The organism is Mesorhizobium kowhaii, from assembly GCF_042431665.1.
GTDB lineage: Bacteria > Pseudomonadota > Alphaproteobacteria > Rhizobiales > Rhizobiaceae > Mesorhizobium > Mesorhizobium kowhaii.
The window spans coordinates 54,349-71,325 of record NZ_JBHLYT010000046.1 but is presented as its reverse complement, the minus strand read 5'-3'; the positions used below and the strand labels follow the sequence as shown (position 1 = coordinate 71,325).

Genomic DNA, 16,977 nt, shown 5'->3' with positions numbered 1-16,977 from the left:
TGTGATGCTCTGCCGCTGCCGAACCCCGCTCAATGCAGGCGCAACGACCGGTTCTTGATCTCTACCTCAACCGCAGGCGCCCTCCCGCGCAGCGGGTTCGTTCTTCGGTCCACATAGGGACGTTCAAAGCCTTGATGCTAAGCGTCCGCTCATGGCGCAAAGCAGGCGAATTTCGCAATCTGATCGGAACGACGATTTGGTTGGCCGCAACTTCAGCTGTTACGCGCCGCCACGAATGTCGCTGCTTCCTTCAGCCGCATGGCACGCTCGCCATAAGGCGCGAGCAATTCATGCGCCTGTTCGACGAGCCCTTGCAGCTGGCTGCGCGCCCAGTTCGCGCCGTGCAGCGCCACCAGCGTCGCCTTGCCGGCGGCGGCGTCCTTGCCGGTGGCCTTGCCCATCTGAGTGGCATCGGCGGTCAAATCGAGCAAATCGTCGGCGAGTTGGAAGGCGAGGCCGATCGCCGAGCCGAATTCGGCAAGCCGCTCACGGTCCTCGGCAGGGGCACCGGCAATCAGCGCACCCGCCTCGCAGGCGAAGCGGATCAGCGCGCCGGTCTTCATCGCCTGCAGCCGGATGATGCCGGCTTCGTCCGGCGGCACCTGTTCGGCCTCGAGGTCGAGCTTCTGGCCGCCGACCATGCCGCCGGCCCCGGCGGCGCGGGCCAGCGCCAGCACCAGGGCTGCCCGCCGCTCCGCCGGCAGCACGGTTGCCTCGCCGGCGATGATGTCGAAGGCCAGCGTCAGCAAGGCGTCGCCGGCCAGGATGGCGGTTGCCTCGTCGAAGGCCTTGTGCACGGTGGGCTGGCCGCGACGCAGATCATCGTTGTCCATGGCGGGCAGATCATCGTGGATCAGCGAATAGCAATGCACGCATTCAAGGGCGGCGGCGACGCGCAGTGCCGCGTCGCCATCGGCGGAAAAAAGGGCTGCACTTTCCATGACCAGGAAGGGACGCAGGCGCTTGCCGCCGTTCAGCACGCCGTGGCGCATGGCCGCCATCAGGCGGTCGGGCCGCGCGATCTCGCCCGAAAGCGCGCGGTCGTCGAGAAGCCGCCGCAGCAGCACCTCGACGGCGGCAGCGCGCGCAATAAGCGCCATTTCGAACGCCATTTCGTCCTCATTCGTCATGGCCGGGAGCGGTAGCCGACACTCAGACGTTGCGCAAGAAGCCAAGCGCCATTATGCCGGAGCAGGGAGAAGCACGGGTTGGGCGGCTTGGCGGAACCGATCGTCGATCATGAAATCGAAAAGCTGGACATGGCGACGAGATCGCGGGGCGTGAACCGCCGCAGTCTCAAGCGCTGGGTCCGGCGCGGCATCGTCGTGGCCGCGGTGCTGGCGCTCATACCAACGGTGCTGACGTTCCTCTATCTGCCGTCCTTCGTGCATCCGGTCTCGACACTGATGCTGAAGGACCTGGCGACGTTCTCCGGCTACGACCGCCGCTGGGTGTCGATCGACGACGTGGCGCCGGTGCTGGCCAATTCGGTCATCATGTCGGAGGATGGGCAGTTCTGCTTTCACCGGGGTGTCGATCTCGGCGAGCTGAGGGGCGTCGTCGACGACGCGCTGGCCGGCGAAGCGACGCGCGGCGCCTCGACCATCACCATGCAGACGGTCAAGAACCTCTTTCTCTGGTCACGGCCGCTGGGCTCGGTACGCAAGGTGGTCGAATTGCCGCTGGCCGTCTATTTCGACGCGGTGATGTCGAAACGGCGCATCATGGAGATCTATCTCAACATCGCCGAGTGGGGGCCGGGCATCTATGGCATCGAGGCCGCGGCACAGCACCATTTCGGCGTTTCAGCAAAACAATTGTCGCGACGGCAGGCAGCCCTGCTCGCCGTCTCCTTGCCAAATCCGATTGCCCGCAATCCGGCGAAGCCCGGCCCGGGCCTGAGACGGCTCGCCAATCTGATCGAGCGCCGCGCCGGCCGCTCCGGCGCCTATGTCGGCTGTCTGCAGTAGCCAGCTCAAAAAAATTCGCGGCAGTGCTGGCCAAAACGGCGCAGGGCGTGTATAGGCACCCGACTTTCTCAGATTCCGGCCCCGACACGGCCCTTTCACGAGGGCGGGCGGGGCTTTTTGACCATGTAATGGAGCATATCCATGGCCGTTCCGAAACGAAAAACCTCTCCGTCCAAGCGCGGCATGCGCCGCTCGGCCGACGCCCTCAAGGCCCCGACCTATGTCGAGGACAAGAATTCCGGCGAAATGCGCCGTCCGCATCACATCGACCTGAAGACCGGCATGTATCGCGGCCGTCAGGTGTTGACGCCCAAGGAAAGCTGAGACCAGCTTTTTCGAAGTTTTGAGCTATCGAAAGACCGGCCAGTGGCCGGTCTTTTTGCGTTTGGCGGGCCCCAGGACCGGGCAGCCCCTGGCCCGCGTTGGCGCGCTGAGCCCTCGATCTCTTTGTTTGACGCAATTCCAGACGGAAAATCGTTTCACTTTCCTGGAATCTGCTCCATGTCGGCCGGGCGACCAGCTGACATGGTTGTTGCATCCGGTCTTCGACCGTGTTCGTGGCCTTTCACGAAAAATCTTGACGGCGTGCCTGTGGCGCATTCTACAGAAGATTGCCCCCAGATGGAGACGCCAGATGTTCGGTGCCGTCCCGCTTTTGATCGTGCCTTTCGTGCTCTACAATCTCGGCCTGCTCGGAATATTCGGCGGCGGCGACGACCCGTGGGCGAACGAAATCTTCTCGTTCAGCATGATGTCGGGCGGCGTGTTCTCGATGACGCTGGGCGACCTGATGGTGCTGCTCGGGCTTATCTTCCTTTTCCTCGAAATGGCGAAGTCGGTGCGAACGACCAATGCCTCAATCATGGACCATCTTCTGTCGACGCTGGTCTTCGTCGCGTTCCTGGTCGAGTTCCTGCTGGTGAAGGGTGCGGCACATTCCGTGTTCTTCACGCTGATGGTCATCGCGCTGTTCGACGTGCTGGCCGGGTTCGCGGTGTCGATGCGGTCGGCGAGCAGGGACATCAACTTAAATTAGAGCCGGCGCCTCAACCAGGATCGGCGGTGAAGCCGGCGGCCTCGATGCCGGCGATGGCGGCCGCTTCGTCATTGTCTGACGTATCGCCGGAAATGCCGACGGCGCCGATGATGGCGCCGGCCTTGTCGCGGATCAGCACACCGCCGACGACCGGCAGCACGCGTCCGCCAGACACGTCCGAGATGCCGGCGACGAGGTGCGGGCGCTCCTTGGCGAAGGCCTCGACGCGGCGCGAGCCCATACCGATGGCGAGCGCGCCATAGGCCTTGCCGGCCGACATTTGCGGACGCAGGAACGAGGCGCCGTCCTGGCGCTGGAAGGCGACCAGGTGTCCGCCGGCGTCCAGCACCGAGACGCCCAGCGGCTTGAGCTTGAGATCGGCGCCCCTGGCAAAGGCGGCATCGATGATCTCAACGGCTTTTTCGAGCGGCAGTGCGGTCATGGCAGTCTCCTGTTTGAAAGCGCGTCGATCATTGACCGTCGACGGGCACGGTAAAATCCCGGTTTCGGTTGAAATTGCTTCGCATGAAGAGGTGGAATGGAAAGCGGCGGCATTGTCGGGACGGTGTCGTCACTGACACCATCCGGATATGGCGCTGCCATTTTGCATGCTTCCAGACCGGCAATCGATCGTGCCGGCTGGCAGCGCTATTTCTTCTTGGCGCGGGCCGGCTTCTTGGCGGGTGCCGCCGGCGCGTTGGCAAGGTCTTCCGCTTCCTTGGCGAGACGGAGCGCCCGCAACTTGTTGGTCTTGGCCTGGCGGGCGTCGCTCTCGGCGACGTATTCGGCCATCGCCTTCTGGCGGACGGTTGCCGCCTCTTCCTGCTTCTTGAAACGCAGGTCAGCGCGCGCGCGGGCAGCATCCCGAGAGTTCTCAACCAAGACCTTATCCAATCCCGTGAATCGTGATTTTCCGCCTCTTCTAGCAGAGCCGGGTCCCAAACGGGAAAATAAGTTGGTCAAGCGGCCGGGCTGGCGGCGAGGGCCTTGCTGGCGACCACGGCCTCGTAGGCGGCCTGCAAGGTCGCCCGAACGGTAGCGTCCGCCGATGTATCGAGCGGCATGCCGAGATGATCGTGGCGCAACTCGTCCATGAACTTGTCCCACAGCGGCGGTCCGCCTTTCTCCAGAAGCTCGGCGCGGATCGAGAGTTCTTCGCTGACCGGCAGCCAGACACGGCCCCAGGCGCCGAGATGGGCCAGGATCGGCACCAGGGTGATCGCCATCTCGGTCAGGCTGTAGATCGCCTTCTGCTTGTGGCTGGGATCGTCGGCCTTGGTCAGCATGCCCAGCTCCATCAGCCGCTTCAGCCGGTCGGCAAGGATGTTGGAGGCAATGCCTTCCATCGATCCGTTGAGCAGCTCGCGGAAGTGGCGCCTGCCGCCGAAAATCATGTCGCGAAGGATGATCAGGCTCCAGCGGTCGCCGAACACTTCCAGCGACAGGTTGATCGGGCATCCGGACCGGTGATCCATGCTCATGAGATTTCTCCAAAAAACCGGTTGCATTATCGTATCAGTTTTATTATCGTGCAACCGATTGCAAAATGCAATCAGTATTGCTGGGCAGGAGACTGAGCCATGACAACCATCGAACGCCCCAAGATCGTATCCGAGGCCTTTGGCGATCCGGCAAACCCGCCGCTGTTGCTGATCATGGGAGCGATGGCCTCCATGCTCTGGTGGACGCAGGCGTTGTGCCGGAAACTGGCCGATGCCGGCCTGTTCGTGATCCGTTACGACAATCGCGATACCGGCCGTTCGACGAAATATCCGCCGGGCGAGCCGCCTTATACATTCGACGACATGGCCGACGACGCGATGCGTGTTCTCGACGACCACGGCGTTGGCAAGGCACATGTTGTCGGCATGTCGATGGGCGGCATGATCGCGCAGCTTGTGGCCCTCAAGCACCCGTCCCATGTCGCTTCGCTGACCGTGATCAGCAGCTCGCCCCTGGGGATCGACACATCGCATCTGCCACAGACGAGCGATGCCTATGTCAAGCATTCGGCCGACGGCGCGAAAGTCGACTGGTCGGACCGTGGCCAGGTGGTCGATTTCATCGTCAAGGACGCGCAGGCGATCGCCAGCACCGTGCACCCATTCGATGAGGCCGAGATGCGGGCTTTTGTCGAGCGTGATTACGATCGCTCCGGTGGCCTGCTGAGCGCGACCAATCACTTCATGCTTAGGGGTGGCGATGCGTGGAAGGGCCGCGTGCACGAGATGACGGCGTCACTGCTGGTCATCCATGGCACGGCGGATCCGATCTTTCCGGTCGAGCACGGCGAGGCGCTGGCTGAGGCCGTCGCCGTTGCGAAAATTCTTCGGATCGAAGGCGGCGGCCACGAGCTGCATCCGGACGATTGGACGGTGATGGTGACCGCCATCGTCGATCACACTCAAGCCAATTGAGCCATCCTTTACGGGCCTTGACGAGCCAGGCCTGTCGCAATAGTTAAGGAAATGCTTCAGTGTTTTATTCTGGCAGGCAGCACGGCATCGACCACCGACGCATCCCGAAACAGACGAGCAAAAAATGTCCCTGACGCTTCATTTCCATCCACTGGCCTCCTTCTGCTGGAAGCCGTTGATCGCGCTGTATGAGAACGGCATACCGTTTACGCCGGTCATCGTTGATCTCGGCGATACCGAGTCGCGCACGCCCTTCCTGAAGATTTCGCCGACCGGCAAGATGCCGGCCCTGCGCGACGATGCGCGCGACCGCACGGTGCTGGAATCGACCATCGTCGTCGAATATCTGGTCGCGCACTATCCGGGACCGGTCGACCTCGTTCCGGCCGACATCGACCTGGCGCTGGCAGTCCGGCAGGCCGATCGCTTCTATGATTTCTATGTTCAGGAGCCGATGCAGAAGATCGTCGGCGACCGGTTGCGGCCGCAGGACAAGACCGACCCGTTCGGCGTCGAGCAGGCCCGCGCCCAGCTGCGCAATTCCTACGCCATCATCGAAGAGGACATGCGGACGAAGAACTGGGCAATCGGCGACGCCTTCAGCATGGCTGATTGCTCGGCGTCTCCCGCACTGTTCTATGCCAACAAGGTCGAGCCGTTCGGCGACAAATACCCCGCCGTAAAACGATACCATGACCGCCTGGTGCAGCGCACGGCTTTCGCTCGCGTGATCGAGGAGGCGCAGCCCTACTTCAAGTTCTTCCCCTACAACAATGGCTGATCGCAATGCTGCACGATCCCGCCCAGATCGATCTGATGTTCCAGGCGCTCGCCGATCCGGCGCGGCGGCAGATGGTCGACCGGCTGTCGCGCGGCCCGGCCTCGGTCAGCCAACTAGCCGAGCCGCTGGCGATGTCGCTGTCGGCCGTCGTCCAGCATCTGAACCTGCTGGAGGCAAGCGGCCTCGTGCACACGCAGAAGCTTGGCCGGGTGCGCACCTGCCAGATCGAACCCAAGGCATTGAGAGCGGCCGAACACTGGATCAATGAACGGCGTCTTGCCTGGGAACGCCGGCTGGATCGGCTCGGCGATTTTCTGGCCGAGACTGGCGATGACACCGAAGGAAACTGAAGGAGCCCATCATGACCGAACATTCCGTCGTCCATTCCACCTTCGTCATCGAGCGCAGCTACCCAGCGTCGCCCGCAAAAGTCTATTTTGCGCTGAGCAATCCGGCCGCCAAGCGGCGCTGGTTCGCCGACCCCGACAATCCGATGACCCACAGGCACGAAATGGATTTCCGCGTCGGCGGCAAGGAGGTCAATGCCGGCGGGCCGAAGGATGGTCCGATCCACGTCTTCAACGCCGTCTACCAGGACATCGTGCCGGACCAGCGCATCGTCTACAGCTACGAGATGCTGTTTGGCGAAACCCGCATCTCGGTGTCGCTGACGACGATCGAACTCCTTGCCGAGGGCAACGGCACGCGTCTTGTGATGACGGAACAGGGCGCCTTCCTCGATGGCCACGACACGCCAGCCACACGCGAACATGGCACAGGCGAGCTGCTCGACGCGCTCGGCGCTGTCTTGCGCAAGGAAGCTTGAACTACGAGGTGAGTGTTGCCGATGCTGCGGGCCGTCAGGCTTCCCAGAACTGATCGAGCCAGATGTTGAGTTTGAGGAAGCCGGGATTGCTCACTGTATAGACGCGCCTGGTGCCTTCGGCCTTGGCGTTGACCAGCCCGGCATCGAGCAGCACTTTCAAATGTTGCGAAACAGCCGGGCGCGATACGGGCAAACCCGCGGCCAGTTCGTTGACGGTTTTCGGGCCGCGTCGAAGTTCTTCCAGAAGATGGCGCCGGTTGGGGTCGGCAATCGCCATGAAGGCGTCGGAAAACATCATGCCTTTATTAGTGAGGCAAAGCCTCTCGAATCTCAACTGTCTGCTTCTGCTTTTCTTCTGGGATCAAGCCGCAATGCTTCCGGCGTCACCGAACGGTCGGCTGGCTGCGTCTTGAAGGCGTCACGATCGCCGATCGGCACCGGAGCGCGGCGGCTGATGCGCAGCAGCGTATAGCCCGCCAGGCAGAGATGCGCGAAGGCGGTTGCCAGGAACAGGCCTTCCGGGCGCATCCAGCCCATCAGGGCGGCGGCCAGCAACGGGCCGATCATCGTGCCGAAGCCATAGAGTAGTAGCAGGCCGCCCGACACTTTGACGAAATCCTCGGAGCGCGCGTGATCGTTGGCATGCGCCACCGCGATCGAATAGAGCGTGTAGGCGAAGGCGCCATAGGCGGCAGTGAAGACGATGACGAAGACGCTGGAGCGTGGCTCGAACAGAAAGATGGCAAGCGCAAACAAGGCCGCGCCGAAGGCAGCACCCGCCAGCACGAAACGCCGGTCGGTCTTGTCCGAGAGACGCCCGGCCGGAAGCTGCATGGCGGCACCGGCAACGACCACCAGGCTCATCATCAGGGCGATCTCGGCCGTGGGAATGCCGATGCGGGCGCCATAGACCGCGCCCAGCGTGCCCCAGGCGCCGTTGGCGATGCCGATCAGGACGCAAGCGACAGCCGACACCGGCGAATTGGCATAAAGGCCTTTGACGTCGAGCGAGACATCCTGCAGCGGCTTGGGGTGGGAGGCGGTCGAAACCGCGGTCGGGAGCAGTGACAGGCAAAACAAGATGCCGGTGATCATGAACAGCGATGCTGATTTCACGTCGCCGCCGGCGACGATCATCTGTCCACCCATGATCGAGGCGTAGGTGACCATCATGTAGAGGCCGAAGACGGTGCCGCGGTTCTCGTTGGTGGCCTTTTCGTTCAGCCAGCTTTCGATGACCATGAAGGCGCCGGCCATGGTGAAGCCTGTGAAGGCGCGCAGCAGGATCCAGACATATTCGTCGATGATCAGCCCGGTGAGCAGCGCCACGATGGCGCCCGACGCGGCAAAGGCGCCGAAGGCGCGCACATGGCCGGCGCGGCGCACAAGGCGCGGTGCGAAGAAACAGCCGGTGACAAAGCCGCCGGCCCAGGCCGTGCCCATCAAGCCGAGCGATGCGGTCGAGAAGCCTTCCAACTGACCGCGCAGGGGCAACAGCAGACCGTGCAGTCCAGACGCCGCGAGCAGGAAGGCGGTGCCGCGAAGCAGCGAGAGGATCGGTCGGTAGGTTGCGAACATTGTTTGATCCGGCTCGGGTTGGCGGGGGACGCTGGGTCTGAAGACAGTCGCATTCGGGCTTTTCGGCGGCGAGCCCTTGCGCCCGCCTCTATCCGCGGCGGAAGAGTGCTTCGGCGGCCGATTTGGTGCTGTCCTTGGCCTTGAGCTCGTTTTCCAGGCGGGTGATCTCGTCGCGCAGGATGCCGATCCGTTCGGTCAATTCACCGACCGAAAGCAGCGACAGATCCTGCCCGATCTCGTGCGGGCGCGCCTTCTTCTTGGGTTCGTCGTCGAAGATCGCCATCGTCGCTCCTCCCAGATTGGCCATTTGCCTGATTTGGCAATCAGCATACATAGGGCAGGGGCGTCGATGCAAACAGCCGATCGGATAACGGCGAGGAAAGACGGGAAATCTCATGGCGAGTGGACAGAAAGTTCCGGCAAGAATGACGGCCATCGCGATCTCGGAGCCGGGCGGCCCCCGGGTGCTGAAACCCGAAACGCGCGACGTGCCGCAGCCCGGCCCCGGCGAGATCCTGATCAAGGTGCATGCCGCCGGCGTCAATCGGCCCGACGTCCAACAGCGCAAGGGCGCCTATCCGCCGCCTGCCGGCGCGTCCGACCTGCCCGGCCTCGAGGCGTCAGGCGAAGTGGCCGCTCTTGGCGATGACATATCGCGCTGGCGCATCGGCGACCGCGTCTGCGCGCTCACGCCCGGCGGCGGCTATGCCGAATATGTCAAGGTTCACGCCGGCAGCGTGCTGCCGCTGCCGGCCGGCTTTACCCACACCGAAGCCGCGGCGGTGCCGGAAAACTACTTCACCGTCTGGCACAATGTGTTCGAGCGCGGCGGCCTGAAAAGCGGCGAGACGCTGCTCGTCCATGGCGGCTCGTCCGGCATCGGCACCACGGCAATCCAGCTTGCCTCGGCTTTCGGCGCCTATGTCATCACCACCGCCGGCAGCAAGGAGAAATGCGACGCGTGCCTGAAGCTGGGCGCCGACCGGGCGATCAACTATCGCGAGGGGGATTTCGTCGCCGCGGTCAAGGAGGCGACCGGAGGCAAAGGCGCAAATGTCATCCTCGACATGGTCGGCGGCGACTATGTGGCACGCAACTACGAGGCCGCGGCGATTGAGGGTCGTATTGTGCAGATTGCCGTGCAGGCCGGCGCCGTGGCGAGCGCCGACTTCTCGAAGATCATGGTCAAGCGGCTGACCCACACAGGGTCGACGCTGAGGCCGCGCACCGTCGAATTCAAGGCGGCGATCGCGGCAGCGCTAGAGGCGCAGGTGTGGCCGTTGCTCGGCACGCGCAAGGTCGCTCCCGTCATGGACATGATCTTCCCGCTCAGCGAGGCCTGGCGGGCGCATGAGCGCATGGAAGAGGGCGAGCATATCGGCAAGATCGTGCTCGACGTCGGCTAGGCCGTATCGGGATTCAGGTGATGCCGGCCTGCAAATGGCGGCTTCCTGCGCATCCTGAATCTCGACACGTCCCCGGCGTGCGTCTCGCTGCCTACAAGATGAACAGAGGCTTAATGATGCAATGCAGCATTTGCATCATTGCTATGCAAAATCGGCCGTTCAAGTCCTGATCGATGATGACTATTTGAGCATCACCGAAACGAACAACCCATTTGGAGGACTACCATGAACCCGATCCGCGCTTTCCGTAACTGGCGCATGTACACCGAGACCGTGCGCGAACTGAACCGTCTCAACGCACGTCAGCTCAACGATCTCGGCATCAACCGCGCCGACATCGAAAAGATCGCCCGCAAGGCCATCTGAAGTCGAGCACGGTCCGCTCAGAGCGGACCATGCCGTAGAAGCCAGAGCCGCATCAGACGGATTTCCGTCGCGGTTCCGAGCCCGCTGGACCCAGTCCGGCGGGTTTTGTCGTTTTGGAGGTCGGGCGGCGAGACGGGATCGACCGCGGCCTCAGCCAGCAAAGCCAGCTTGTCGCTGCTCAAGAGCGCGGAGCCGTTCCGGTCGTCGCGGGCGACGGTTTCTGGCCGATGATATCCAAAAACATTGCGAAGCGGCGATGGAGCGGCTATACAGGCCGCGAATTTCCCATTTTGGTGGCTCTAAACCACCGCCCGCGCGGGAACGCGGGCGAACGAGAAGGATTTTTAAAATGGCCAATACGCTGCTGATGCCCAAGGCGACCGCCGTCTGGCTGGTCGACAACACCGCGCTTTCTTTCGAGCAGATCGCGCAGTTCTGCGGGCTGCATCCGCTCGAGGTCAAGGCCATCGCCGACGGCGAATCGGCGCAAGGCATCAAGGGCATGGATCCGATCATGACCGGCCAGCTGACCCGCGACGAGATCGCGCGCGCCGAGAAGGATCCGAACCAGCGCCTGAAGCTTTCGGACCCCAAGGTGCGGGTGCCGGAATCCAAGCGCAAGGGTCCGCGCTACACGCCGCTGTCGAAGCGCCAGGACCGGCCGAATGCCATTCTGTGGCTGGTGCGCAACCATCCCGAACTGAAGGACGCGCAGATTTCGCGCCTCGTCGGCACCACCAAGTCGACGATCGAGCAGATCCGCGAGCGCAAGCACTGGAACTCGGCCAATCTGCAGCCGATGGACCCGGTGACGCTGGGCCTTGCCTCGCAGATCGACCTCGACATGGAAGTCAACCGCGCTTCGCGTGGCCGCGAGCAGGCACAGCCGGTCGGCGACACGCTGCTGCCGGCGGCCTTGACCGAGCGGCTGGTGCCGACTCCGGAGAAACCGAAGGACGAGGATGCCGAGCTCGACGCCAACGCCGTCTTCGCCAAGCTCTCGGCCTTGAAGTCCAAGAACACCGATGACGACGACGAGTGATATCTCCGACAATCCAACAAAAAAGCCCGCTTCGAGCGGGCTTTTTTTGTGCGGTCCGGCAGTCTCAGAGGGTTCGTCGTTTCACGGAAACGTAGAACCGCTCTAGCTATTTGTTTTGACGCAATTCCCTAAGGGAAAGCGCTATGCGCTTTTCCCGGGAAAATCCGTTTCACACTTTCCTGGAATTGCTCTAGGTCCGCGCCGCGCGGTCCGGTGCCATGCCGTAATCCTCGCTGCGCTCCACTGCCCGGTAGAAGTCGGCAAGCTGCTTGCCGCGTTCCGGCTTGAAGATGCGGCCGGCGATGACCACCGAAGCGATGCGATCGATGCGGAAGGCGCGAAAATCGTCGCGCATCTCGCACCAGGCAACCAGCGTCCACACCTTGCCCCAGAACCACAGGCCGAGCGGACGGATATCACGGGCGGTGCCGCGGCCGGCCTCGTCGCAATAGTCGATGGTCAGCACCTGGCGCTTTTCGACCGCACGCTCGATCAGGTCGATCGCTTCGCGGGCGGCGTCGCTGACCACCCACATCGGCGTGTGGATCTCGGTGCGGGCGATGCGGTCCTTCTCGGCATCCGGCAGCACCGCACCGATCTTGACCAGCGCTTCGTCGGCGGCGCGTGCCATGGCAGCGCCGCCAAAGGCGCGCACCATGCGCGCACCGGCAACCAGCGCGACGATCTCGTCACGCGTGAACATCAGCGGCGGAAGGTCGAAACCCTCCCTCATCATGTAGCCAACGCCGGCCTCGCCGTCGATCGGCACTCCGGTCGACTGCAGGTCGGCGATATCGCGGTAGATGGTTCGCTCGGAAACCTCGAGCCACGTGCCGAGCTTCTGAGCGGTGACCAGACGGCCACCACGCAGATGCTGCACGATCTGGAAGAGCCTGTCGGCGCGGCGCATTGGTTGGTCCCTCGGCGTTGTTTCTATGCATGTCGCCCAAAACCGGTCTCCATTTTTGGGCGACGCGCATTATGGTTTTGCGCTTGCCGTCATCCCAAAACCGCAGAACACTTTTGGGCGGCATGCATTATGGTTTCAGCCCTTCGCGCTTGCGCTGCGCGGCGACGAATGCCGCGCCAAAGGACAGTTTTCTCGTGGTCGGCGTGTTCGCGTCGAGCACGCGCCAGAACGGCGCAATATCGCTCAGCGTCATGCCGCGCTCGAGATCCTCGTTGGCGGCCTCGGCAATAGTGCGCAGATGATAGCCGATGGTAACCGGGCATGTCACTTCGGCGCCATGCTCGATGGCAAGTGCCGTGCGCAGCGCACGGACATCCATCTCGATACCTTCCGGAATCGAGCGGATGAAATCATCGACCTGACGAGCTGTCGGCACCAGCATCGGCTGGCCCTCGATGACATCGGCCATCGTGCGCGGCGTCGGCTTCACGCCGTTGATACCTTGTGCGTTCAATCTGTCGTTCCAGCTCTTCATCGATCGTCCTCTCGTCGATGCACAGCATCTCGATTTCGCACCATTGCACGTTCCTCCTGACAACATACTGTCAGGAGGCTTCAGCATACTCCTTGGCGAACAGCGTCCGCATCTGCGCGAGATCGCTGCCTCTTTCCGGATAGAGCGTCTTCAGAAAGGCAAGCGCGAAGGTGCCCGGCGCTGAGCCTGGCGCGGAAACGACCGCGCCGTCGGACACGGCGTGCGGCACGTCCTGATAGTTGCTTTCGCCGGCATAGCCGGCTTCGTGGCGGTTGATCCAGTCGCGGCCATTGCTGGTGTGCCTGGCCTGCTCGAACAGGCCGGCCCGGGCCAACGCCAGCGTGCCGGCACAGATACCGCCGACCACGCCGCCGCGCGACGCAACGGATGTGAGCAATTCTGCCGCATCTGGCGGCGTCTCGCCCGCCCACTGGTCGGAGCCGATAACAGCGATGGCATCGAGATCGGCATTCTCACCGACTTCAGCAGAGCGATCGGGCGTCAGCCGAAAACCACTGGTCCCGGTCACCGGCTTGCCATCGGGTGTCAGCGACACCGCGCGGGCGCCGAACCATTCGACCGCCGATGCCGCCAGCAAACCATATTCCCAGTCGGCAAAGCCTTCGATGAAAAGAAAGCCGATTGTCTTCTGTTCGGGCATGAGCTCGCTCCATCCCTCGCGCGCCGGACCTATTATCTGGGCGCTGGGGCGCCCACATCCAACCGCCGTGTCGAAAAATTCGTCTCAATTGCCGAGATGGCGACGTTCCGAATACATATCCGGCCAGCCGATATCCTTGCGAAGGTCCGCCGGCAGCGAGTTCATGAACCGCTGGGTGCGGATTTCGTTGCGCATCGTCCGGATCTTGCCGACATAGTGCTGCATGCCGCGCAGAATGGTAAAACCGTTCATGGCTAGTCTCCTCTCTGTGAATGGAGACACTATCGCATACCCCTCCTGACAGCAGTCTGTCAGGAGGATGGCAGGGCGCGGACGATAGTTGCGATCGGTGCCCATTCCGAGGGAAGGCATCGTTTTCACGGCACCCAGACCTAGCCCGCAAGGGACTTGCCCAGTTGAGATTGTTCACCGTTCGAATATCGATCGAGGCACCACTGTTCAGTCTGCGGCGACGGACTGTCAGGATACGCGGTCTTCAGCAACGAGGCCGCAGTTCTGATATGGAAGGAGAAAATTCTTCCCCAAAAACAGGGAGACGACCATGAGCCTGCAACTGACAGGGATCCACCATCTGACCGCCATCACCGCCAATGCGCCTGGAAATCTCCATTTCTACACAAAGGTGCTGGGCTTGCGGCTGGTCAAGAAGACGGTGAACCAGGACGACACCTCGGCCTACCACCTCTTCTATGCCGACGGCGAAGCGACACCGGGCACCGACCTTACCTTCTTCGACTGGCCGGTTGGCCGCGAGCGGCGCGGCACCCACAGCATCGTGCGGACCAGCCTCAGGGTCGGCAGCCAGCAAAGCCTTGCCTGGTGGAAGCAGCGCCTGACCGACGAAAACATCGTGGCGAGCGAGATCGCCGACATCGGCGGCTACCTCTGTCTGGATTTCGAGGATCCCGAGGGCCAGCGTCTGCGCCTCGTCAGCGATGGCGGCAAGGGCGACAGCCATCCCTGGACGCAAAGCCCGGTGCCGGCCGAGCACCAGATCCGCGGGCTGGGGCCAATTGTGATCAGCGTTCCCAACATCACCAACACGGAGGCGGTGGTGACGCAAGTGATGAACATGCGCAAGGCCCGCGACTATGCTTCGCCGGAGGGCCAGGTTCACGTCTTCGAAATGGGTGAGGGTGGGCCGGCGGCGGAGCTTCACGTCCTGGTGCAGCCGGGACTGGCGCCGGCAAGCCAAGGCGCCGGTGCGGTCCATCACGTCGCCTTCAGGGCGCCGGACCAGGAGACGCTGCATCAATGGACGGCGCGGCTTGCCGAATTCCGGCTGCCGTCGAGCGGCGAGGTCGAGCGGTATTACTTCCGCTCGCTCTATTTCCGTGAGCCGAACGGCATCCTGTTCGAGATCGCCACGGACGGGCCGGGGTTCACCGCCGACGAGCCACTGGAGACTCTGGGTGACAAGCTGGCCCTGCCGCCGTTCCTCGAACCGAAGCGCGCTTCGATAGAGGCCGGCCTCAAGCCGCTGAAGTAGATCGTTCCTCAGTCAAGACGGGCGCCGCGTTCCGGTTCGGGATCGCGATGCCCATTCTTTCTCAGGTAACGACGACGCGCTTTGACAGCCGGCCGCGTTGCTGGTCAAAGGCGGCATGTCGAAACTCCTCGCGCTCGTCATTGTTGGCATCATGGTCATCCAGCTGATCAAGCCGCTGGGCTGGCCGGGGCTGAAACGGCGCGGCGACTTCTGGAAGCTGGCGCTGCTGGCGATGGCGGCGATTTCCATAACAGCCGTGCTCGGACACTGGACATAGGCCTGCGCCAAGCAGGCCCGGCTCAGTTCAGCTGGCGAGCACCGGGCCGACGAGATGCTCGGCCCAGGCCCGGTAGCCGGCTTCCGAGGCATGAAATCCGTCGGAGGCAAAACCCTCTTCAGGATTTGTGATCGGCAGGCGCGGCGCCGGCACTGCGCCGCGCTCCAGGCATAGGCGCTCGCCCATCCGGTTCATCTCGGTGGCACGAATCTCAAGGATTTTTCCCAGCAGCGACGGCATCGCCGGCGCCCGCGTGAACTCCAGTACCGGCGACCACACTACGCGCGCTTCCGGCCATTTGGCGCGCAGCGCATAGAGCAGGCCGCCGAACTCCCTCTTGAAGCGCGGCACCGAGTGAAAATTCTTGGTGTCGTTGGTGCCGATGGCGAGCACGATATGCGTCCACGGATCCGCCGACAGATTGGGCAGGACATGGTCGCGGATCTGGCCTGACGTTGCCGAATTGAAGCCGGTGGCCCGCCAGCGCACGGCGCGGCCGGTGCCTTCCGCAATCAGCACGGCGAGTTGCGCGGCAAGCCCGTTTTCCGAATTGCCAATGCCGACCGAAGCAGCCGAGGAATCCCCCAGCACCAGAAGCGAGATCGCCGGCGCGTTGCCCGAGAGATCGTGCATGACCGGTCCCTGAGCCGGCAGCATGCGCGTGGTGCGGCGGCGCACGCCGAGGCCTTGCCAGACATAGACCGGGTAGGCGAGCCAGGTGAGGAGGGCGAGAAGGCGTTGCATGCGCACCCTTTAGCGCATGTCGCGCCCGACGTGAACGACCGGCGGCTGGCCACCGCGCTATCTGCCTGTTTTGACGCAATTCCCTAAGGGAAAGCGCTATGCGCTTTTCCCGGGAAAACCGTTTCACACTTTTCCTGGAATTGCTCTAGTCGCAACAGGTCTCCTGCGCTCCCGACCGGTCACCGTATTCATCATGCAGCCGCACCCAATCCATCAGGCCGTGATAGGGACCGGTTTCGTTGCGGCCCTTCGGCGTCATGTCGAGATAATCATACGTGCCGATCAGCGCCTCGCCGCCGCGGGCGCGCGACATGAAGGTGAGGAAGATGTCGCCGTTCTCGTCTCGGTAGAAAACACTGGTGCCGGGAAGCTCCTTCGACGTCCGGGGACGGGTCTCGAAATTGTAGGTGGTATCGCCAGCGGCGATCTGCTTGTCGGTGAAGGAGACCTGCATGTCGAAGTTGAAATCCGAGGCATAGGACGATACCCAGTCGAACTTCCAGCCCATGCGCTGTTTGTAGGGCAGAAGTTCAGCCAGCGGTGCCCGCGAGATCACGACCAGTGACACGTCGTGATGTCTGAGATGCTGGTTGGCGCCGTCGATATGGTCGGCAAGGAACGAGCAGCCCTCGCAGTGATGGTTGCACCCCGGCCCGAACATGAAGTGATAGACGATCAACTGGCTGTTGCCAGCAAACAGGTCGGCCAGTTTCTTCGGTCCTTGCTCGGTCTCAAAGACATAGTCCTTTCGGATCTTCAGCCAGGGCAGTTCACGCCGCTCGGTGCAGATGCGTTCGCGAAGCCGCGTCAGTTCCTTCTCGCGGGCCAGATGCGCCTTGTGCGCCTGGAACCAGTCTTCACGCGAAACGACCTTGTTGCGATGCATGAACCTCTCCCTGTCTGTCATCCCAAGGACGG

25 protein-coding genes are annotated in these 16,977 nt (G+C 62.8%); 12 read left to right on the top strand and 13 right to left on the bottom strand.

The features are described from left to right. Window positions 1–212: 212 nt before the first annotated feature. The gene (locus ACFFNA_RS26115) at window positions 213–1,130 is read right to left on the bottom strand and encodes a polyprenyl synthetase family protein (protein ID WP_378922760.1); all 918 of its coding nucleotides are present in this window, start codon (window positions 1,128–1,130) and stop codon (window positions 213–215) included. A 78-nt stretch (window positions 1,131–1,208) separates the two neighbouring features. Between ACFFNA_RS26115 and ACFFNA_RS26110 the strand changes: the two genes are divergently transcribed. The 3 genes from ACFFNA_RS26110 to ACFFNA_RS26100 all read left to right on the top strand — a co-directional run bounded on the left by ACFFNA_RS26110 (window position 1,209) and on the right by ACFFNA_RS26100 (window position 3,006). Then, a complete protein-coding gene (locus ACFFNA_RS26110; protein WP_111544451.1) occupies window positions 1,209–1,970 on the top strand; it encodes a biosynthetic peptidoglycan transglycosylase in 762 nt (253 codons plus the stop codon). A 141-nt stretch (window positions 1,971–2,111) separates the two neighbouring features. Next, window positions 2,112–2,294, top strand: a complete 183-nt coding sequence (rpmF, locus tag ACFFNA_RS26105) for a 50S ribosomal protein L32 (RefSeq protein ID WP_008834724.1) — start codon at window positions 2,112–2,114, stop codon at window positions 2,292–2,294. A 310-nt stretch (window positions 2,295–2,604) separates the two neighbouring features. Then, window positions 2,605–3,006, top strand: a complete 402-nt coding sequence (locus tag ACFFNA_RS26100; RefSeq protein ID WP_378922757.1) for a hypothetical protein — start codon at window positions 2,605–2,607, stop codon at window positions 3,004–3,006. A 10-nt stretch (window positions 3,007–3,016) separates the two neighbouring features. Here ACFFNA_RS26100 and ACFFNA_RS26095 read toward each other — a convergent pair whose 3' ends face one another. The 3 genes from ACFFNA_RS26095 to ACFFNA_RS26085 all read right to left on the bottom strand — a co-directional run bounded on the left by ACFFNA_RS26095 (window position 3,017) and on the right by ACFFNA_RS26085 (window position 4,487). Next, complete coding sequence (locus ACFFNA_RS26095; RefSeq protein ID WP_378922756.1) at window positions 3,017–3,448, bottom strand: GlcG/HbpS family heme-binding protein; 432 nt, start codon at window positions 3,446–3,448, stop codon at window positions 3,017–3,019. A 206-nt stretch (window positions 3,449–3,654) separates the two neighbouring features. Continuing rightward, complete coding sequence (locus tag ACFFNA_RS26090) at window positions 3,655–3,888, bottom strand: hypothetical protein (protein WP_023810948.1); 234 nt, start codon at window positions 3,886–3,888, stop codon at window positions 3,655–3,657. 77 nt (window positions 3,889–3,965) lie between these two features. Continuing rightward, window positions 3,966–4,487, bottom strand: coding sequence for a winged helix-turn-helix transcriptional regulator (locus ACFFNA_RS26085; protein WP_378922753.1), 522 nt, complete (start codon window positions 4,485–4,487; stop codon window positions 3,966–3,968). Between the two features lie 99 nt (window positions 4,488–4,586). On the opposite strand from ACFFNA_RS26085, the gene ACFFNA_RS26080 reads away from it, so the two are divergent. The 4 genes from ACFFNA_RS26080 (at window position 4,587) to ACFFNA_RS26065 (ending at window position 7,030) form a co-directional block, all read left to right on the top strand. Continuing rightward, entirely contained in the window at window positions 4,587–5,423 is an 837-nt protein-coding gene (locus tag ACFFNA_RS26080; protein ID WP_378922751.1) for an alpha/beta fold hydrolase, read from the top strand. 124 nt (window positions 5,424–5,547) lie between these two features. After that, window positions 5,548–6,204: a glutathione S-transferase family protein gene (locus ACFFNA_RS26075; RefSeq protein ID WP_378922749.1), complete on the top strand. Its 657-nt coding sequence runs from the start codon at window positions 5,548–5,550 to the stop codon at window positions 6,202–6,204. 5 nt (window positions 6,205–6,209) lie between these two features. Continuing rightward, on the top strand, window positions 6,210–6,554 hold the full coding sequence (locus ACFFNA_RS26070; RefSeq protein WP_378922747.1) for an ArsR/SmtB family transcription factor: 345 nt from the start codon (window positions 6,210–6,212) through the stop codon (window positions 6,552–6,554). A gap of 11 nt (window positions 6,555–6,565) precedes the next feature. Further along, on the top strand, window positions 6,566–7,030 hold the full coding sequence (locus tag ACFFNA_RS26065) for an SRPBCC family protein (protein ID WP_378922745.1): 465 nt from the start codon (window positions 6,566–6,568) through the stop codon (window positions 7,028–7,030). Window positions 7,031–7,064: 34 nt separating this feature from the next. Here the strand turns inward: ACFFNA_RS26065 and ACFFNA_RS26060 are convergent, their stop codons facing one another. The 3 genes from ACFFNA_RS26060 to ACFFNA_RS26050 form a co-directional block, all read right to left on the bottom strand. Then, window positions 7,065–7,328: an ArsR/SmtB family transcription factor gene (locus tag ACFFNA_RS26060; RefSeq protein WP_095089373.1), complete on the bottom strand. Its 264-nt coding sequence runs from the start codon at window positions 7,326–7,328 to the stop codon at window positions 7,065–7,067. Between the two features lie 32 nt (window positions 7,329–7,360). Beyond that, complete coding sequence (locus ACFFNA_RS26055) at window positions 7,361–8,608, bottom strand: MFS transporter (protein ID WP_378922743.1); 1,248 nt, start codon at window positions 8,606–8,608, stop codon at window positions 7,361–7,363. A gap of 88 nt (window positions 8,609–8,696) precedes the next feature. Then, a complete protein-coding gene (locus tag ACFFNA_RS26050; protein ID WP_378922741.1) occupies window positions 8,697–8,891 on the bottom strand; it encodes a DUF1192 domain-containing protein in 195 nt (64 codons plus the stop codon). Between the two features lie 112 nt (window positions 8,892–9,003). Here ACFFNA_RS26050 and ACFFNA_RS26045 point away from each other — a divergent pair, with 112 nt between their 5' ends. The 3 genes from ACFFNA_RS26045 to ACFFNA_RS26035 all read left to right on the top strand — a co-directional run bounded on the left by ACFFNA_RS26045 (window position 9,004) and on the right by ACFFNA_RS26035 (window position 11,422). Then, on the top strand, window positions 9,004–10,014 hold the full coding sequence (locus tag ACFFNA_RS26045) for an NAD(P)H-quinone oxidoreductase (protein ID WP_378922739.1): 1,011 nt from the start codon (window positions 9,004–9,006) through the stop codon (window positions 10,012–10,014). A 225-nt stretch (window positions 10,015–10,239) separates the two neighbouring features. Continuing rightward, window positions 10,240–10,380 (top strand): DUF1127 domain-containing protein, encoded by a 141-nt coding sequence (locus ACFFNA_RS26040; RefSeq protein ID WP_378922737.1) that lies wholly within the window; start codon window positions 10,240–10,242, stop codon window positions 10,378–10,380. A 349-nt stretch (window positions 10,381–10,729) separates the two neighbouring features. Then, complete coding sequence (locus tag ACFFNA_RS26035; RefSeq protein ID WP_378922735.1) at window positions 10,730–11,422, top strand: DUF1013 domain-containing protein; 693 nt, start codon at window positions 10,730–10,732, stop codon at window positions 11,420–11,422. A gap of 190 nt (window positions 11,423–11,612) precedes the next feature. Here ACFFNA_RS26035 and ACFFNA_RS26030 read toward each other — a convergent pair whose 3' ends face one another. From ACFFNA_RS26030 to ACFFNA_RS26015, 4 genes are all read right to left on the bottom strand, one after another. Further along, on the bottom strand, window positions 11,613–12,332 hold the full coding sequence (locus tag ACFFNA_RS26030) for a helix-turn-helix transcriptional regulator (protein WP_095089366.1): 720 nt from the start codon (window positions 12,330–12,332) through the stop codon (window positions 11,613–11,615). Between the two features lie 127 nt (window positions 12,333–12,459). Then, window positions 12,460–12,867 (bottom strand): hypothetical protein, encoded by a 408-nt coding sequence (locus tag ACFFNA_RS26025; protein WP_378922733.1) that lies wholly within the window; start codon window positions 12,865–12,867, stop codon window positions 12,460–12,462. Window positions 12,868–12,937: 70 nt separating this feature from the next. Continuing rightward, on the bottom strand, window positions 12,938–13,528 hold the full coding sequence (locus ACFFNA_RS26020; protein ID WP_378922731.1) for a DJ-1/PfpI family protein: 591 nt from the start codon (window positions 13,526–13,528) through the stop codon (window positions 12,938–12,940). Between the two features lie 84 nt (window positions 13,529–13,612). Next, the gene (locus tag ACFFNA_RS26015) at window positions 13,613–13,780 is read right to left on the bottom strand and encodes a hypothetical protein (RefSeq protein WP_378922729.1); all 168 of its coding nucleotides are present in this window, start codon (window positions 13,778–13,780) and stop codon (window positions 13,613–13,615) included. A gap of 310 nt (window positions 13,781–14,090) precedes the next feature. Between ACFFNA_RS26015 and ACFFNA_RS26010 the strand changes: the two genes are divergently transcribed. Together ACFFNA_RS26010 and ACFFNA_RS26005 are read left to right on the top strand one after the other, a co-directional pair. Next, on the top strand, window positions 14,091–15,038 hold the full coding sequence (locus ACFFNA_RS26010; RefSeq protein ID WP_378922727.1) for a ring-cleaving dioxygenase: 948 nt from the start codon (window positions 14,091–14,093) through the stop codon (window positions 15,036–15,038). Window positions 15,039–15,153: 115 nt separating this feature from the next. Then, the gene (locus tag ACFFNA_RS26005) at window positions 15,154–15,315 is read left to right on the top strand and encodes a hypothetical protein (RefSeq protein WP_378922725.1); all 162 of its coding nucleotides are present in this window, start codon (window positions 15,154–15,156) and stop codon (window positions 15,313–15,315) included. Window positions 15,316–15,342: 27 nt separating this feature from the next. On the opposite strand, the gene ACFFNA_RS26000 is transcribed toward ACFFNA_RS26005, so the two are convergent. Together ACFFNA_RS26000 and ACFFNA_RS25995 are read right to left on the bottom strand one after the other, a co-directional pair. Next, window positions 15,343–16,059 (bottom strand): SGNH/GDSL hydrolase family protein, encoded by a 717-nt coding sequence (locus tag ACFFNA_RS26000; RefSeq protein ID WP_378922723.1) that lies wholly within the window; start codon window positions 16,057–16,059, stop codon window positions 15,343–15,345. A gap of 145 nt (window positions 16,060–16,204) precedes the next feature. Next, window positions 16,205–16,945, bottom strand: a complete 741-nt coding sequence (locus ACFFNA_RS25995) for a DUF899 domain-containing protein (protein WP_378922721.1) — start codon at window positions 16,943–16,945, stop codon at window positions 16,205–16,207. Window positions 16,946–16,977 lie beyond the last annotated feature (32 nt).

What these genes read in the sequence shown, in the direction of transcription:
- ACFFNA_RS26115 (WP_378922760.1), bottom strand. Translation starts at nt 1,130, where the DNA reads ATGACGAATGAGGACGAAATGGCGTTCGAAATGGCGCTTATTGCGCGC.
- rpmF (WP_008834724.1), top strand. Translation starts at nt 2,112, where the DNA reads ATGGCCGTTCCGAAACGAAAAACCTCTCCGTCCAAGCGCGGCATGCGC.
- ACFFNA_RS26100 (WP_378922757.1), top strand. Translation starts at nt 2,605, where the DNA reads ATGTTCGGTGCCGTCCCGCTTTTGATCGTGCCTTTCGTGCTCTACAAT.
- ACFFNA_RS26095 (WP_378922756.1), bottom strand. Translation starts at nt 3,448, where the DNA reads ATGACCGCACTGCCGCTCGAAAAAGCCGTTGAGATCATCGATGCCGCC.
- ACFFNA_RS26085 (WP_378922753.1), bottom strand. Translation starts at nt 4,487, where the DNA reads ATGAGCATGGATCACCGGTCCGGATGCCCGATCAACCTGTCGCTGGAA.
- ACFFNA_RS26080 (WP_378922751.1), top strand. Translation starts at nt 4,587, where the DNA reads ATGACAACCATCGAACGCCCCAAGATCGTATCCGAGGCCTTTGGCGAT.
- ACFFNA_RS26075 (WP_378922749.1), top strand. Translation starts at nt 5,548, where the DNA reads ATGTCCCTGACGCTTCATTTCCATCCACTGGCCTCCTTCTGCTGGAAG.
- ACFFNA_RS26070 (WP_378922747.1), top strand. Translation starts at nt 6,210, where the DNA reads ATGCTGCACGATCCCGCCCAGATCGATCTGATGTTCCAGGCGCTCGCC.
- ACFFNA_RS26065 (WP_378922745.1), top strand. Translation starts at nt 6,566, where the DNA reads ATGACCGAACATTCCGTCGTCCATTCCACCTTCGTCATCGAGCGCAGC.
- ACFFNA_RS26060 (WP_095089373.1), bottom strand. Translation starts at nt 7,328, where the DNA reads ATGATGTTTTCCGACGCCTTCATGGCGATTGCCGACCCCAACCGGCGC.
- ACFFNA_RS26055 (WP_378922743.1), bottom strand. Translation starts at nt 8,608, where the DNA reads ATGTTCGCAACCTACCGACCGATCCTCTCGCTGCTTCGCGGCACCGCC.
- ACFFNA_RS26050 (WP_378922741.1), bottom strand. Translation starts at nt 8,891, where the DNA reads ATGGCGATCTTCGACGACGAACCCAAGAAGAAGGCGCGCCCGCACGAG.
- ACFFNA_RS26045 (WP_378922739.1), top strand. Translation starts at nt 9,004, where the DNA reads ATGGCGAGTGGACAGAAAGTTCCGGCAAGAATGACGGCCATCGCGATC.
- ACFFNA_RS26040 (WP_378922737.1), top strand. Translation starts at nt 10,240, where the DNA reads ATGAACCCGATCCGCGCTTTCCGTAACTGGCGCATGTACACCGAGACC.
- ACFFNA_RS26035 (WP_378922735.1), top strand. Translation starts at nt 10,730, where the DNA reads ATGGCCAATACGCTGCTGATGCCCAAGGCGACCGCCGTCTGGCTGGTC.
- ACFFNA_RS26030 (WP_095089366.1), bottom strand. Translation starts at nt 12,332, where the DNA reads ATGCGCCGCGCCGACAGGCTCTTCCAGATCGTGCAGCATCTGCGTGGT.
- ACFFNA_RS26025 (WP_378922733.1), bottom strand. Translation starts at nt 12,867, where the DNA reads ATGAAGAGCTGGAACGACAGATTGAACGCACAAGGTATCAACGGCGTG.
- ACFFNA_RS26020 (WP_378922731.1), bottom strand. Translation starts at nt 13,528, where the DNA reads ATGCCCGAACAGAAGACAATCGGCTTTCTTTTCATCGAAGGCTTTGCC.
- ACFFNA_RS26015 (WP_378922729.1), bottom strand. Translation starts at nt 13,780, where the DNA reads ATGAACGGTTTTACCATTCTGCGCGGCATGCAGCACTATGTCGGCAAG.
- ACFFNA_RS26010 (WP_378922727.1), top strand. Translation starts at nt 14,091, where the DNA reads ATGAGCCTGCAACTGACAGGGATCCACCATCTGACCGCCATCACCGCC.
- ACFFNA_RS26005 (WP_378922725.1), top strand. Translation starts at nt 15,154, where the DNA reads ATGTCGAAACTCCTCGCGCTCGTCATTGTTGGCATCATGGTCATCCAG.
- ACFFNA_RS26000 (WP_378922723.1), bottom strand. Translation starts at nt 16,059, where the DNA reads ATGCAACGCCTTCTCGCCCTCCTCACCTGGCTCGCCTACCCGGTCTAT.
- ACFFNA_RS25995 (WP_378922721.1), bottom strand. Translation starts at nt 16,945, where the DNA reads ATGCATCGCAACAAGGTCGTTTCGCGTGAAGACTGGTTCCAGGCGCAC.